General features: G+C 71.2%; 15 protein-coding genes and 1 riboswitch. Of the genes, 11 read left to right on the top strand and 4 right to left on the bottom strand.

The window, feature by feature from the left end:
* The first annotated feature begins 5 nt into the window (after positions 1–5).
* Both H6927_14505 and H6927_14500 read left to right on the top strand, forming a co-directional pair.
* The gene (locus tag H6927_14505; protein MCP5219310.1) at positions 6–590 is read left to right on the top strand and encodes an NUDIX hydrolase; all 585 of its coding nucleotides are present in this window, start codon (positions 6–8) and stop codon (positions 588–590) included.
* 13 nt (positions 591–603) lie between these two features.
* A complete protein-coding gene (locus H6927_14500; GenBank protein MCP5219309.1) occupies positions 604–1,089 on the top strand; it encodes a DUF1178 family protein in 486 nt (161 codons plus the stop codon).
* 57 nt (positions 1,090–1,146) lie between these two features.
* On the opposite strand, the gene fnr is transcribed toward H6927_14500, so the two are convergent.
* Positions 1,147–1,866, bottom strand: a complete 720-nt coding sequence (fnr, locus tag H6927_14495; GenBank protein MCP5219308.1) for a fumarate/nitrate reduction transcriptional regulator Fnr — start codon at positions 1,864–1,866, stop codon at positions 1,147–1,149.
* 160 nt (positions 1,867–2,026) lie between these two features.
* On the opposite strand from fnr, the gene hemN reads away from it, so the two are divergent.
* Both hemN and H6927_14485 read left to right on the top strand, forming a co-directional pair.
* The gene (gene hemN / locus H6927_14490) at positions 2,027–3,409 is read left to right on the top strand and encodes an oxygen-independent coproporphyrinogen III oxidase (GenBank protein ID MCP5219307.1); all 1,383 of its coding nucleotides are present in this window, start codon (positions 2,027–2,029) and stop codon (positions 3,407–3,409) included.
* Positions 3,409–4,092 carry a sulfite exporter TauE/SafE family protein gene (locus H6927_14485; protein ID MCP5219306.1) on the top strand — a complete coding sequence of 228 codons (684 nt, stop codon included), beginning with the start codon at positions 3,409–3,411 and terminating at the stop codon, positions 4,090–4,092. The genes hemN and H6927_14485 overlap by 1 nt, the downstream gene beginning before the upstream one ends.
* A 73-nt stretch (positions 4,093–4,165) precedes the next feature.
* On the opposite strand, the gene H6927_14480 is transcribed toward H6927_14485, so the two are convergent.
* The 3 genes from H6927_14480 to H6927_14470 form a co-directional block, all read right to left on the bottom strand.
* Positions 4,166–4,990: a sulfite exporter TauE/SafE family protein gene (locus tag H6927_14480; protein MCP5219305.1), complete on the bottom strand. Its 825-nt coding sequence runs from the start codon at positions 4,988–4,990 to the stop codon at positions 4,166–4,168.
* Positions 4,991–5,326: 336 nt separating this feature from the next.
* A complete protein-coding gene (locus H6927_14475) occupies positions 5,327–5,656 on the bottom strand; it encodes a cell division protein ZapA (GenBank protein MCP5219304.1) in 330 nt (109 codons plus the stop codon).
* Entirely contained in the window at positions 5,653–5,895 is a 243-nt protein-coding gene (locus H6927_14470) for a DUF904 domain-containing protein (protein ID MCP5219303.1), read from the bottom strand. Before H6927_14470 ends, H6927_14475 begins: the two co-directional genes overlap by 4 nt.
* A gap of 104 nt (positions 5,896–5,999) precedes the next feature.
* Positions 6,000–6,263, top strand: a riboswitch (cobalamin riboswitch).
* Between the two features lie 93 nt (positions 6,264–6,356).
* On the opposite strand from H6927_14470, the gene H6927_14465 reads away from it, so the two are divergent.
* The 7 genes from H6927_14465 to cobO are packed head-to-tail and all read left to right on the top strand — an operon-like array spanning position 6,357 to position 12,973.
* Positions 6,357–8,219: a TonB-dependent receptor gene (locus H6927_14465; GenBank protein ID MCP5219302.1), complete on the top strand. Its 1,863-nt coding sequence runs from the start codon at positions 6,357–6,359 to the stop codon at positions 8,217–8,219.
* A 4-nt stretch (positions 8,220–8,223) separates the two neighbouring features.
* The gene (locus H6927_14460; GenBank protein MCP5219301.1) at positions 8,224–9,063 is read left to right on the top strand and encodes an ABC transporter substrate-binding protein; all 840 of its coding nucleotides are present in this window, start codon (positions 8,224–8,226) and stop codon (positions 9,061–9,063) included.
* Positions 9,056–9,649: a bifunctional adenosylcobinamide kinase/adenosylcobinamide-phosphate guanylyltransferase gene (locus tag H6927_14455; GenBank protein ID MCP5219300.1), complete on the top strand. Its 594-nt coding sequence runs from the start codon at positions 9,056–9,058 to the stop codon at positions 9,647–9,649. The genes H6927_14460 and H6927_14455 overlap by 8 nt, the downstream gene beginning before the upstream one ends.
* Positions 9,646–10,524 carry an ABC transporter substrate-binding protein gene (locus H6927_14450; protein ID MCP5219299.1) on the top strand — a complete coding sequence of 293 codons (879 nt, stop codon included), beginning with the start codon at positions 9,646–9,648 and terminating at the stop codon, positions 10,522–10,524. The genes H6927_14455 and H6927_14450 overlap by 4 nt, the downstream gene beginning before the upstream one ends.
* Before the next feature lie 37 nt (positions 10,525–10,561).
* Positions 10,562–11,626: an iron ABC transporter permease gene (locus H6927_14445; GenBank protein MCP5219298.1), complete on the top strand. Its 1,065-nt coding sequence runs from the start codon at positions 10,562–10,564 to the stop codon at positions 11,624–11,626.
* Positions 11,623–12,402, top strand: coding sequence for an ABC transporter ATP-binding protein (locus tag H6927_14440; protein MCP5219297.1), 780 nt, complete (start codon positions 11,623–11,625; stop codon positions 12,400–12,402). Before H6927_14445 ends, H6927_14440 begins: the two co-directional genes overlap by 4 nt.
* On the top strand, positions 12,392–12,973 hold the full coding sequence (cobO, locus tag H6927_14435) for a cob(I)yrinic acid a,c-diamide adenosyltransferase (GenBank protein MCP5219296.1): 582 nt from the start codon (positions 12,392–12,394) through the stop codon (positions 12,971–12,973). Before H6927_14440 ends, cobO begins: the two co-directional genes overlap by 11 nt.
* Position 12,974 lies beyond the last annotated feature (1 nt).

Below are 12,974 nucleotides of genomic sequence, written 5' to 3'. Positions count from 1 at the left end.
GCGCCATGGACTTGACCGAGCATCCGGTTGACGAGTGCGAGCTGTTCAAGGGCGGCTTCCTGCACGCGCGGCGCGACCGCGTGCGGCTGCCCGATGGCAGCCTGACCGAGCGCGAATACATCCTGCATCCGGGCGCGGTGATGATCATCCCGCTGCTGGAGCGCGCCGGCGGCGCGCTGGAGGTGGTGCTCGAGCGCCAGTACCGCTACCCGGTGCAGCGCACGCTGGTCGAGTTTCCGGCCGGCAAGCTCGACCCGGGCGAGTCGGCGCTGGCCTGCGCGCAGCGCGAGTTGCGCGAGGAAACGGGCTACGTCGCCCGCCAGTGGGCGCGTGCCGGCGTGCTGCACCCGGTGGTGTCGTATTCCACCGAGGTGATCGAGATCTGGTTCGCGCGCCACCTGGTGTCGGGTGAGCGCGCGCTCGACGAGGGTGAGTTCCTCGAAGTCTTCAGCGCCTCCCCCGTCCAGTTGCAGGCCTGGTGCTGTGGCGGCGAGGTGACGGATGCCAAGACCCTGGTGGGCGCGCTGTGGCTGCAGAACGTGCTGGCTGGGGCGTGGCCGCTGGAGTGGCAGGGCGCACCCGCGGCCTGAGACAATCAAGCCCATGAAAGTGCTCGACCTCCAATGCTCGGCCGGCCACCTCTTCGAGGGCTGGTTCGCGTCCGAGGACGATTTCCTGGACCAGCAGGCGCGCCAGCTGGTGGCCTGCCCGCTGTGCAGCGACACGGCGGTCAGCAAGATGCTGAGCGCGCCGCGGCTGAACCTGGGGCGCGGCAGCGAGCCGCCGGCCACGCCCGATTCGGCACGCCCCGCCGCCGATGGCCGTGGCGATCAGGCCGCCCCCGTGGCCGCGCTGCCGCCCCAGGCCCTGCAGGCGGCATGGCTGCAGATGGTGCGCCGCGTGCTGGCGCAGACCGAGGACGTGGGCGAGCGCTTTGCCGACGAGGCGCGCCGCATCCACCACGGCGAGGCCGCCGAGCGCGGCATCCGCGGCCAGGCCACGCCCGAGCAGACCGAAGCGCTGCTGGAGGAGGGCATCGCCGTCATGCCGCTGCCGATCCCGGACAGCCTGAAAAATACCTTGCAATGATATTGATAGCAACCCACGCTTGATGGGTGCGGGCAAACGGCTGATTTTGCTTGAAAATCAGCGCCCGTCGGGCGCATTGACCAGGGCGCGCAGCGCCTCCGGGTCGAGGATGCGCACGTGCCGGTGCTTGACCTCGATCAGGTCGTCCTCGGCAAACTTCGAGAAGGTGCGGCTGACGGTCTCGAGCTTGAGGCCCAGGAAGCTGCCGATCTCCTCGCGCGTCATGCGTAGCACCAGCTCCGAGCGCGAAAAGCCCCGCGCGTGCAGGCGCTGCACCAGGTTCAGCAGGAAGGCGGCCAGGCGCTCCTCGGCGCGCATGCTGCCCAGCAGCAGCATCACGCCGTGCTCGCGCACGATCTCGCGGCTCATGATCTTGTGCACGTGCGTCTGCAGCGCAGGCACCTCGCGCGACAGCTCCTCAATGCGCCCGTAGGGCATCTCGCACACCTCGGCGTCCTCCAGCGCCACCGCGTCGCAGCTGTGGCGGTCGCCCACGATGCCGTCCAGCCCGATGATCTCGCCGGCCATCTGAAAGCCCGTCACCTGGTCGCGCCCGTCCTCGGTGGTGACGCGGGTCTTGAAGAAACCGGTGCGGATGGCGTAGAGCGCGTCGAAGCGGTCGCCGTTGGAAAACAGCGCATCCCCGCGCTTGATCTTGCGGCGCGTGGCGACCAGCGAGTCGAGCTTGTCCATGTCCGGGCCGTTCACGTCGATCGGCATGCACAGTTCACGCAGGTTGCAATTGGAGCAGGCGACTTGGATGGCTTTGGGGGTCATCAGGATGTTCGGCGCCTTGACGCGTGCGAAGTGGTTCGTTGATTCTAGTCGGCTTATCAGGCTTTTCCCGAATGGTTTCTGCCCGCCTTCTTGATGATCGTCAAGGACAAGGAAGGCTTCTCGCCCGACAGTACGCCCTGTCATTCGGATTTCGCCCTTCATGCCTGTCATCATCCCCGAGCTGCTGAACCGCTTCGACGTTCCCGGGCCGCGCTACACCTCGTATCCCACTGCCGACCGCTTCGTCGAGGCCTTTGGCGAGGCCGACTACCTGAGCGCGCTCGAGCAACGGTGCATCGGCTCCATGCAGGCCGCCAAACCGCTGTCGCTGTACGTGCACCTGCCGTTTTGCGAGTCGCTGTGCTACTACTGCGCCTGCAACAAGATCATCACCAAGCACCACGACCGCACCGGCCCCTACCTGCGCTACCTCAGCCGCGAGGTGGACCTGCACGTGCAGCGCCTGGGCCAGCATCAGGCCGTCAGCCAGCTGCACCTGGGCGGCGGCACGCCGACCTTTCTCAGCGACGAGGAGCTGGGCGAGCTGATGGGCATGCTGCGGCGCAACTTCAGCTTCGTGGACGGCGGCGAATACTCCATCGAGATCGACCCGCGCACCATCGACCCGACGCGCCTGGCCACGCTCAGGGCGCTGGGCTTCAACCGCCTGAGCTTCGGCGTGCAGGACTTCGACCCGCTGGTGCAAAAGGCGGTGCACCGCGTGCAGCCGGCCGAGCAGGTGTTCGCGCTGGTGGCCGCCGCGCGCGAGATCGGCTTCGACTCCATCAACGTCGACCTGATCTACGGCCTGCCCAAGCAGACGCCCGAGTCCTTCGACCGCACCCTGGCGCAGGTGACCGACCTGCGGCCCGACCGCATCGCCCTGTACGGCTACGCGCACCTGCCCGAGCGCTTCAAGTCGCAGCGGCGCATCAACGCCGTCGAGCTGCCGCAGGCTGGCGCCAAGGTGGCCATGCTGGCGCGCTCGCTGGCCGCCTTCGAGCAGGCGGGCTACGTCTACATCGGCATGGACCACTTCGCGCTGCCGGACGACGCGCTGGCGGTGGCCAAGCGCCAGGGCCGGCTGCACCGCAACTTCCAGGGCTACAGCACCCAGCCCGAAGCCGACCTGATCGGCCTGGGCGTGTCGGCCATCGGCAAGGTGGGCGCCACCTACAGCCAGAACGCCAAGGACCTGATCGAGTACCAGGACCGGCTGGACCACGGCCACCTGCCGGTGGTGCGCGGCCTGGCCGTCTCGCGCGACGACCTGGCCAGGCGGGCCGTCATCATGGGCCTGATGTGCCAGGGCCGCGTGCAGTTCGAGTCGATCGAGCTGTCGCACCTGATCGACTTCAAGCGCTACTTCGCCAGCGAGCTCGAGCGCCTGGCCGCCATGCAGGACGACGGGCTGGTCCAGCTGACCGACAGCGCGATCGAGGTCACGCCCATGGGCTGGTTCTTCGTGCGCGGCGTGGCCATGGTGTTCGACAAATACCTGCAGGCCGCCCAAACCCGGGCGCGCTTTTCTAAAATCCTCTGATGACCTTATCGTTGGCCACCACCGCCATCCTGATGGGACTGGCGGGCGGCCCGCATTGCATCGCCATGTGCGGCGCGGCCTGCGCCGGCATCGGGCAGGCGGCGGCGCCGCGCACCCATGCGGGCATTGGCCTGTTCCAGCTCGGCCGGCTGGCGGGCTACGCGTTGCTGGGCGCGCTGGCCGCCGCGTCCATGCAGGGCCTGGGCTGGCTCACCGTGCAGTCGGCCGCGCTGCGTCCGGTGTGGAGCATGGTGCACGTGGCGGCCCTGCTGCTGGGCGTCATGCTGCTGGTCTGGGCGCGCCAGCCGCTGTGGCTGGAGCTGGGCGCGCGCCGCGTCTGGGCCCGCGTGCGCGGCGCCACGCAGCGCTGGGGCCTGGCCGCGCCCCTGGGTGTCGGCGTTGCGTGGGCGCTGCTGCCCTGCGGCCTGCTGTATTCGGCGGTGATGGTGGCGGCGCTGGCCGGCAGCGTGGCCGGCGGCGCGGCGGTGATGGCGCTGTTCGCGCTGGGCTCGGGCGCCACCCTGTGGCTGGGCCCCTGGCTGCTGCTGCGCCTGGGCCGCGGTGGGCGCGGCGCCTGGGGCATGCGCATCGCCGGGCTGGCGCTGGTGCTCACCTCGGCCTGGGCGCTGTGGATGGGCCTGGCGCACGACCAGGCGCCCTGGTGCGTGGCGCCGGCGGCGTAGATTTGTATTGAAACGATAGCGCCTTGCCCTTGCTGGGCGCCCGCTGCAGGCCGATTGGGCTTGAAATCGGCGATCAAGCGCCCAGCGCGGCGATTCCCTTGCCCAGCATGTACAGCGCCAGCGCGATCAGCACCACGGCAAAGGCGCGCTTGAGCTTGCTCACCGGCAGCGCGTGCGCGGCGCGCGCGCCCAGCGGCGCCATCAGCACGCTGCAGCTGGCGATGACGAGCAGCGCCGGTAGCCACAGGTAGCCGAACGAGTAGGGCGGCAGCCCGTGCAGGCCATGGCCGGCCACGATGTAGCCCGCCACGTTGGCCAGCGCGATCGGAAAACCCAGCGCCGCGCTGGTGGCCACCGCGTTGTGGATGGCCACGTTGCACCAGGTCATGAAGGGCACCGACACGAAGCCGCCGCCGGCGCCCACCAGCCCCGACAGAAAGCCGATCACCCCGCCCGTGCCCAGCAGGCCGGCCGTGCCGGGCAACTGGCGCGAGGCGACGGGCTTCTTGTGGAGGAACATCTGCACCGCCGAGAAGGTGACGAAGCTGGCGAACACGAAGTACAGCGCCGCGCCCTTGAGCAGGGTGAACACGCCCAGGCTGGCCACCATGGCGCCGCCGACGATGCCCGGCGCCAGGGCGCGCACGATGTCCCAGCGCACGGCGCCTCTCTGGTGGTGCGCGCGCACGCTGCTCATCGAGGTGAAGATGATGGTGGCCATCGAGGTGGCGATCGCCATCTTCACCGCCAGCCCCGGCGCCACGCCGCGCGCGCCCAGCATGGCCGAGATGAAGGGCACCATGATCATCCCGCCGCCGATGCCGAACAGCCCCGCCAGAAAGCCCGTGGACAGGCCCAGCAGGGCCAGTTCAAGGATCAGGCGGGGTTCGATGGGCATGAAGGTTACCGCGACGTCAAGAGATTCAATGACCAATGGCCGCGGAGCAGGCCACGCAAGAAACGCCGTGGCCGGACCTGCGCCGGCCACTGGCGTTGTCCCCCCTTGGGGGGATGGCGCGTCAGCGCCTCAGGGGGGAGCGTCAATTCGGGTGTCTGCGAATGCCGCCGGACCGTCATCCTGAACGCAGGGGTTCAGGTGGGCGAGGTCAGACTGGTCTTGGGTTCATCTGACGCGAGACGATCACGCCGACCAGACGATGTTCCAGGCCCTGGCTCGTACGAGCATTGGTTCAAGGAAATATAAAGCCCGGCGCGCACCGCAGACCGGTTCATTCTAGAGCAACTGACCGTCCTCGCCCAGCGCGCGATCCAGGCGTTGCAGCAGCGCCGCAAGCGTGGCGTCGCCGGCCGCGCCATCGGCCGTTGGCGCCGGCGCGGGGGCCGCGGCGGGCGTTGCCGCGGGCGTGGGCTCGCCCAGCTCGAAGGCCAGGTTCAGCGCCGCCAGCACGGCGATGCGGTCGCGCGCGCGAATCTTGCCGGCGTCACGAATCCGGCACATGGCCGCGTCCACGCGCTGCGCGGCCTCGGTCAGGCGCGCCTCGCCGCCGTCGGGGCAGCGCAGCACGTAGCCCTGGCCCATGATGCGCACTTCGAGCTGGTTCATGGCTGGCGCTCCGGTTGCTGCAGTGCCGTCAGGGCGCCGGGCGAGGTGGGCAGCTTGTCGATCAGCGCGTCCACCCGCGCGCGCGCGGCCTGCAGGCGCGACTTCAGGCTGTCGCGCTCCTGCGTGAGCGTTTCGATCTGCTGCGCCAGCAGCGCGTTGGTGCGATGCAACTCGGCGTGGCGCACGAGCAGCCGCTCCACGCGCTCGGCGATTTGTTCGGTCAGGGGTGCTTGGGTCATGGTGCGGTCAGCCACGCAGCGGAGAGCTGGCATTGTACGAGCCGGGTTGGGCGGCAAGACCGGGCGGCAGCCAGGGTTGCCCCGCGCCGGGCGTGGGCGCGCCGATACAATCGGACGCTGTTGGTGCTCGCGCGCCGTGGTTCGCACGGCCGCAGTTCAACGGGAAGCAGGAGGGCGCCTCGCCTTGAGTGTGGCCCAACCTGCGCTGCCCCCGCAACGGTAAGCGGATGCGGCGCCCCCGGTTCGTCCGCGGGCGCCGACCGGCTCCTCATCAGGCCACTGGCTGCGCTGAAACACGCGGCCGGGAAGGCGAGGCGCCGGCACCTCATCCGTCAGCCCGGATACCGGCCAACAAGGCGGTTTGGCGCTGCCCGTCGCGCGAGCGATGGCCAGCGCCCGGCCATGTGGGTCCCATTGCTGGCGGGGAAGCCGGCCGGGACGCTTGTCTTGTGTTTTTCATCATGAATCCTTGGGGTGTTTCCTTTCGTCCGGCGACGTTGCCGCTGGCGGTTTCGTGCGCGCTGGCTGGCGCGTCGTCCCTGGCCTGGGCACAGGCCGACGTCACCACGGTGGCGCAGCTGAACGCCGTCAACCTGCCCGACACCGTGGTTACCGCCACGCGGGTGGCGCAGCCTTTGAGCGACGTGCTGGCCGACGTGACGCTGATCGACCGCCCGCGCATCGAGGACAGCGGCGCCGTCACCATCAGCGACCTGCTGGCGCGCCAGCCCGGGCTGGAGCTGTCGCGCAGCGGCGGGCCGGGCACGGCCACGGGGGTGTTCCTGCGCGGGGCCGAGACGCGCTTCACCGCCGTCTACATCGACGGCGTGCGCGTCGACTCGCAGGCCACCGGCGGCGCGCCCTGGGAGGCGATCAGCCTGTCGCAGGTCGAGCGCATCGAGATCGTGCGCGGCCCGGCCGCCGCCGTGTACGGCTCGGACGCCGTCGCCGGCGTGGTGCAGATCTTCACCCGCCAGGGCGAGGGCCCGTTCACGCCCTACGTCGGCGTGGGCGCGGGCAGCCGCCGCACCGGCAAGCTGGAGGCGGGCTTTTCGGGCGCCAACGGCGCGCTGGACTACTCGCTGGGCGCGGCGCGCGAGCTCAGCCGCGGCTACGACAGCAGGCCCGGCGCCAACCCCGACCGCGACGGCTACCGTCAAAGCTCGGCCAGCGGCCGGCTGGGGCTGCAGTTCAACCCCATTCATCGCATCGACCTGACGGGCACCCACACCGACATGGACGCGCAGTACGACGGCTTTGTCCCCGGCGTGGACGACCACGGTCTGAACCGCCTGGACACGCTGGGCGCCACCTGGTCGGCGCAGTGGAGCAAGGCCTGGAGCACGCGCCTGTCGCTCAGCCAGTCGCAGCAGCGCTACCAGGTGCGTCCCGACCCGTACCGGACCGAAACGACGCTGCGCAACGTGCTGCTGCACAGCGAATGGCACCAGGGCGACCACCGCGTGACCGCCGCGCTGGAGCGGCGCGGCGACGCGCTGGTCAACGACCCGATCGACCGCAGCCGCCACCAGGACGGCCTCGCCCTGGGCTATGGCTACACCGGCGGGCCGCACACGCTGCAGCTCAACCTGCGCCACGACCGCGACAGCGAATTCGGCGGCCAGACCACCGGCGGCGTGGCCTATGGCTACGCCTTCGCGCCCGGCTGGCGCGTGACCGGGGCGGTGGGCACGGCGTTTCGCGTGCCCACGCTGTACCAGCGCTTTTCCGAGTACGGCCAGCCGGCCTTGCAGCCCGAGAAGGGTCGCAACGTCGAGCTGGGCCTGCACTGGGCCCAGGGCGCCAGCCGCCTGGGCGTGACGGTCTATCGCAACCATGTGACCAACCTGATCAACTTCGGCGCGCCCGGCCCCTGCGCCGGCCTGTACGGCTGCTACGAGAACGCCGGCCGCGCCGTGCTGCAGGGCGTGACGCTGTCCGGCGCGCACCGCGTGGGCGCCGTCAACCTGAGCGGCTCGCTGGACCTGCAGCAGCCCAAGAACCAGGACAGCGGCCATTTGCTGGCGCGGCGCGCGCAGCGCCTGCTCAAGCTGGCGGCCGACACGCGCGTGGCCACCGGGCCCCTGAGCTGGACGCTGGGCGCCGAGTGGCAGGCCGCCAGCCACCGCTGGGACGACGCGGCCAACACCCAGCGCCTGGGCGGCTACGGCCTGGTCAACCTGTACGCCAGCACGCGCATCGCCCGCCAGTGGGACCTGCTGGCGCGCGTCGACAACCTGGGCGACAAGGCCTACCAGCTGGCCCGCGGCTACGCCACGCCGCCGCGCACCTTCTTCGTCGGCCTGCGCTGGACCAGACGATGACGTGATGGCCGACCGCGACTTGCCCACGGCGGACCACCAGGGTCCGCAGCGCATCGTCTGCCTGACGGAGGAGACCACCGAGTGGCTGTACCTGCTGGGCGAGGAGCGGCGCATCGTCGGCATCAGCGGCTTCACGGTGCGCCCGCGCCGCGCGCGGCAGGAAAAGCCCAAGGTCAGCGCCTTCACCAGCGCGCGCATCGAGCAGATCGTGGCCCTGCGGCCCGACCTGGTGCTGGGCTTTTCGGACATCCAGGCCGACATCGCCGCCGATCTGATCCGTGCCGGCGTGCCGGTGCTGGTGTTCAACCAGCGCAGCGTGGCCGAGATCTTCGAGGTGCTGGGCCAGGTGGCCGCGCTGGTGGGCGCGCCGCAGCGCGGGCATGCGCTTTTGCTTCAGTTTCGGGAGCGCCTGGGGCAGATGCAGCAGGCGGTGCAGGCCCGATTGGCTCAAGGCCGGCGCCGGCCGCGCGTGTACTTCGAGGAATGGGACGCGCCGCAGATCAGCGGCATCCGCTGGGTGTCCGAGCTGATCGGCATCGCCGGCGGCGAGGACTGCCTGGCCGAGCTGGCGGCCCAGCCCCTGGCCAAGGGCCGCATCGTCGCCGACCCGCTGGAGGTGGTGCGCCGCGCGCCCGACATCATCGTCGGCTCGTGGTGCGGCAAGAAGTTTCGGCCCGAGCAGGTGGCCGCGCGCACGGGCTGGCAGGACGTGCCCGCCGTGCGGGACGGCCAGCTGTTCGAGATCAAGTCGCCCGAGATCCTGCAGCCCGGCCCGGCCGCGCTGACCGACGGCGCCGAGGCCCTGCATCGCATCGTGATGAACTGGATGGACCGCCATGGATGAGTGTCTGACCGTCGCGCGCAGCGAGCTGATCCTGGGCGGCCAGAAAAGCGGCAAGTCGCGCCGTGCCGAGGCGCTGGCCGCCGCTTGGCTGGCGCAGGAGCGAGATCACCGCGCCGTGCTGATTGCCACCGCCCAGGCGCACGACGCCGAGATGCGCGCGCGCATCGAGCGCCACCAGCGCGACCGCGCGCAGCGGGTGCCGGGGCTGGCCACGCTGGAGGCGCCACACGACGTGCCCGCCGCCATCCAGCAGGCTGGCGGCGCCGACACGCTGCACATCGTCGACTGCCTGACGCTGTGGCTGACGCAGCAGCTCATGCCGCTGGAAGGGTTTGAGGAAATAAAGCCTCCAGCCCGCGATTCATATGCGTTGTACGCTCCTTTTTTGGAAGCAATCGAAACCTGCCCCGGCCCCATCGTGCTGGTGGGCAATGAAATCGGCCTGGGCGTGATCCCGCTGGGCGGCGAGGTGCGGGCCTTCGTCGACGCGCTGGGCGGGCTCAACCAGGCGGTCGCGGCGCGCTGCGAGCGCGTCACGTTCATGGCCGCCGGCCTGCCGCTGACGCTGAAGGACGCCGCGCGATGAAACGCTTCTGGTTCGCGCTGCTGGCGGCGCTGCTGGCCTGCGCCGCGCAGGCCTACGAGGTCCGCGACGATGCCGGTGTCGTCGTCCGCTTCGACGCGCCGCCGGCGCGCGTCGTCAGCCTGCTGCCTTCGCTGACCGAGACCGTGTGCGCGCTGGACGCGTGCGATCGCCTGGTGGCGGTGGACCGCTATTCCAACTGGCCGCAGGCGGTGCAAAAACTCCCGCAGGTCGGTGGCGGGCTCGATCCGAACGTGGAGGCGATCGCCGCGCTCAGGCCCGACCTGATGCTGATGGCCGCCTCGTCGCACGCGGCGGTGCGGCTGCGTGCGCTGGGCTTCAAGGTGGTGCAGCTCGAACCGAAGACCGTGCCCGACATGCGCCGTGTGATCCTCACGCTGGGCCAGGTGCTGCAGGTCGGCGGCGCCGAGCAGCTCCTGCGCAGCATCGACGCGGGCGTGAAGGCGGCCGCCGAGTCGCTGCCGGCGCGCGCACGCGGCACGCGCGTGTACTTCGAGGTCACCCCGGCGCCGTATGCGGCCGGGCGCGGCAGCTTCATCGGCGAACTGATGAATGCGCTGGGCCTGGTCAACGTGATCGGCCCGGAGCTGGGGCCGTTTCCGCGTATCAACCCCGAATACGTGGTGCGCGCCGCGCCGGACATCATCATGGCCAGCCGCGCCAGCCTGCAAGACATGGCGCGCAGGCCCGGCTGGTCGGCGCTGGCGGCGCTGCGCGGCGGCCGCGTCTGCGCGTTCGACGCCGCCGAGCGCGACGTCCTGGTACGGCCGGGCCCGCGCATGCCCGAGGCCGCGCGCCTGATGGCCGCGTGCGTGGCCGCTCTTCTGGCGCCGCCCATCGAGGCGCGCAAGCCCTGATCCCATGAGTGACGCCGTGACGCCCGAAACGGATTCGATGCCGAGCGCCGCCGGGCATTCCGGCCGCGGCGCAGCGCGCGCGCGCTGGCTCGCGTGGGCGCTGCTTGCTTTGGCCGCGCTCGGCCTGTTTGTGGGCGCCAGCGTGGGCAGCACCGGGCTCGGCAGCGTCTTCAACGCGCGCCACGACCCGGTGGCCTGGCAGATCGTGATGGACATCCGCCTGCCGCGCACGCTCGGCGCCTGGCTCGCCGGTGCGCTGCTGGGGCTGGCGGGCGCGGTGTCGCAGGGGCTGTTTCGCAATCCGCTGGCCGACCCGTACCTGCTGGGCAGCGCGTCGGGCGCCGCGCTGGCGGTGGCGCTGACCTTTGCCGGCGCGGGCGCCGCCGGACTGGTGTCGGCGGGCGGCGGCGCGGCGCTGGCGCAGGCGGCCTCGCCCTGGCTGGCGCGCCTCGGGCTCACCGGCGCGGCCTTCGTCGGTGCTTTGGGCGGCGTGCTGCTGACCCTGGTGCTGGCGCAGGGCATGCAGCAGACGCTGCGCCTGCTGCTGGCCGGCGTGGTGGTGGGCTACGTGCTGGGCGCGGTGCGCGACCTGGTGCAGATCGCCGACCCCGACGTGCTGCAGGCCATGCAAGGCTTCACGCTCGGCATCACGAGCTTTGTCGGCTGGAGCGCCTGCGCGGTGATGGCGGCGCTGCTGGCCCCGCTCACGCTGGCCGCATGGGCGCTGGCGCGCGTGCTCGACGCATTGACCCTGGGCGAGTCGACCGCGCAAAGCCTGGGCCTGCCCTTGGCGCCGCTGCGCGCGCTGCTGGTCGCCGTGGTGGCGCTGGCCACCGGCGCCGCGGTGGCGCAGACCGGGCTGATCGGCTTCGTCGGCCTGGTGGCGCCGCACCTGGTGCGCGGGCTGGCGCGCAGCACGCACGGGGCGCTGGTCGTGCTGTCGGCGCTGGCCGGCGGTCTGCTGCTGATGGTCGCCGACATCGCCGCGCGGGTGCTGATCGCGCCGCAGGAGCTGCCGGTCGGCGTGCTCACGGCGGTGCTGGGCGGCGTCTACCTGCTGTGGCGGATGCACCGCGGCGCGCGCTCGGGAGGGTTGAAATGAGCGCGATGCTGAGCGCGCGCATGTCCGGCGCCAGCATCGGGCGGCAGCGCATTCTGCAGGCCATCGATCTGCGGCTGGCGGCCGGACGCTGGGTGGCCGTCGTCGGCCCCAACGGCGCCGGCAAGTCGACCCTGCTGCGCGTGCTGGCCGGCCTGCTGCCGTGCGACGGGCAGGTGATGCTGCAGGGCCGGCCGCTGGGCGACTGGCCGGCGTGCGAGCGCGCCCGCCGCCTCGCCTGGCTGAGCCAGCAGGAGGGCGGCAGCGACGATCTGCTGGCCTGGGACGTGGCCATGCTCGGCCGCCTGCCGCACCGCGCGTGGCTGGCCGCGCCGAGCGAGGCCGACGAGGCCGTGGTCGTGCAGGCGCTGAAATCCGCGCAGGCGTGGGACCTGCGCACGCGGCGCCTGGGCGAACTCTCCGGCGGCGAGCGCCAGCGCGTGCTGCTGGCGCGGCTGCTGGCGGTGCAGGCGCCGGTGCTGCTGATGGACGAGCCGCTGGCGCATCTGGACCCGCCGCACCAGGCCGACTGGATGGCCGAGGTGCGCCGGCTGGCGGCGGGCGGCGCTCTGGTGGTCAGCGTGCTGCACGAGCTGGGCATGGCGCTGCAGGCCGACGAGCTGGTGATCGTGCGCGAAGGCCGCGTGACGCACCACGGCGCCTGCGCCAGCGCCGACACGCACCGCGCCCTGCAGGCGGTGTTCGACCAGCGCGTGGGCGTGTACCCTGTTCGCGGCGGCTGGATCGCGCTGCCCAAGGAGACTTCCGATGCAGATTGAAACCCCGCCCACCGAAAAGGGCTACGACCGGCCCGAGGGCGAGCGGCGCGGCCTGATCCTGATCCACACCGGCGACGGCAAGGGCAAGAGCACGGCGGCCTTCGGGCTGGCGCTGCGCGCTTTTGGCCGCCGGCACGTGCACGGCAAGCAGGTGGCGATCTTCCAGTTCATGAAGGTGCCCAGCGCGCGCTTCGGCGAGCACCGCGCGCTCGAGCAGCTCGGTGTGCCCATCACGGGGCTGGGCGACGGCTTTTCGTGGAAAAGCAAGGACCTGGACCGTTCCGCCCAGCTCGCGCGCGAGGGCTGGCAGAAGGCCCGCTCGGCGATCCTGGACGGCGAGCATTTTCTCGTCGTGCTGGACGAAATCACCTACCCGCTGATCTACGGCTGGCTGCCGCTCGAAGACGTGCTGCAGACGCTGGCGCAGCGGCCCAGGGCGGTGCATGTGTGCCTGACCGGCCGGCGCTGCCCGCCCGAACTGGTCGCGATGGCCGACACCGTGACCGAAATGACCTTGGTCAAGCACGCGTTCAAGGCCGGCATTCCGGCGCAGCGCGGCATCGAGGACTGAA

The organism is Burkholderiaceae bacterium, from assembly GCA_024235995.1.
GTDB lineage: Bacteria > Pseudomonadota > Gammaproteobacteria > Burkholderiales > Burkholderiaceae_C > Ottowia.
This window is presented reverse-complemented; position numbering and strand designations above follow the sequence as displayed.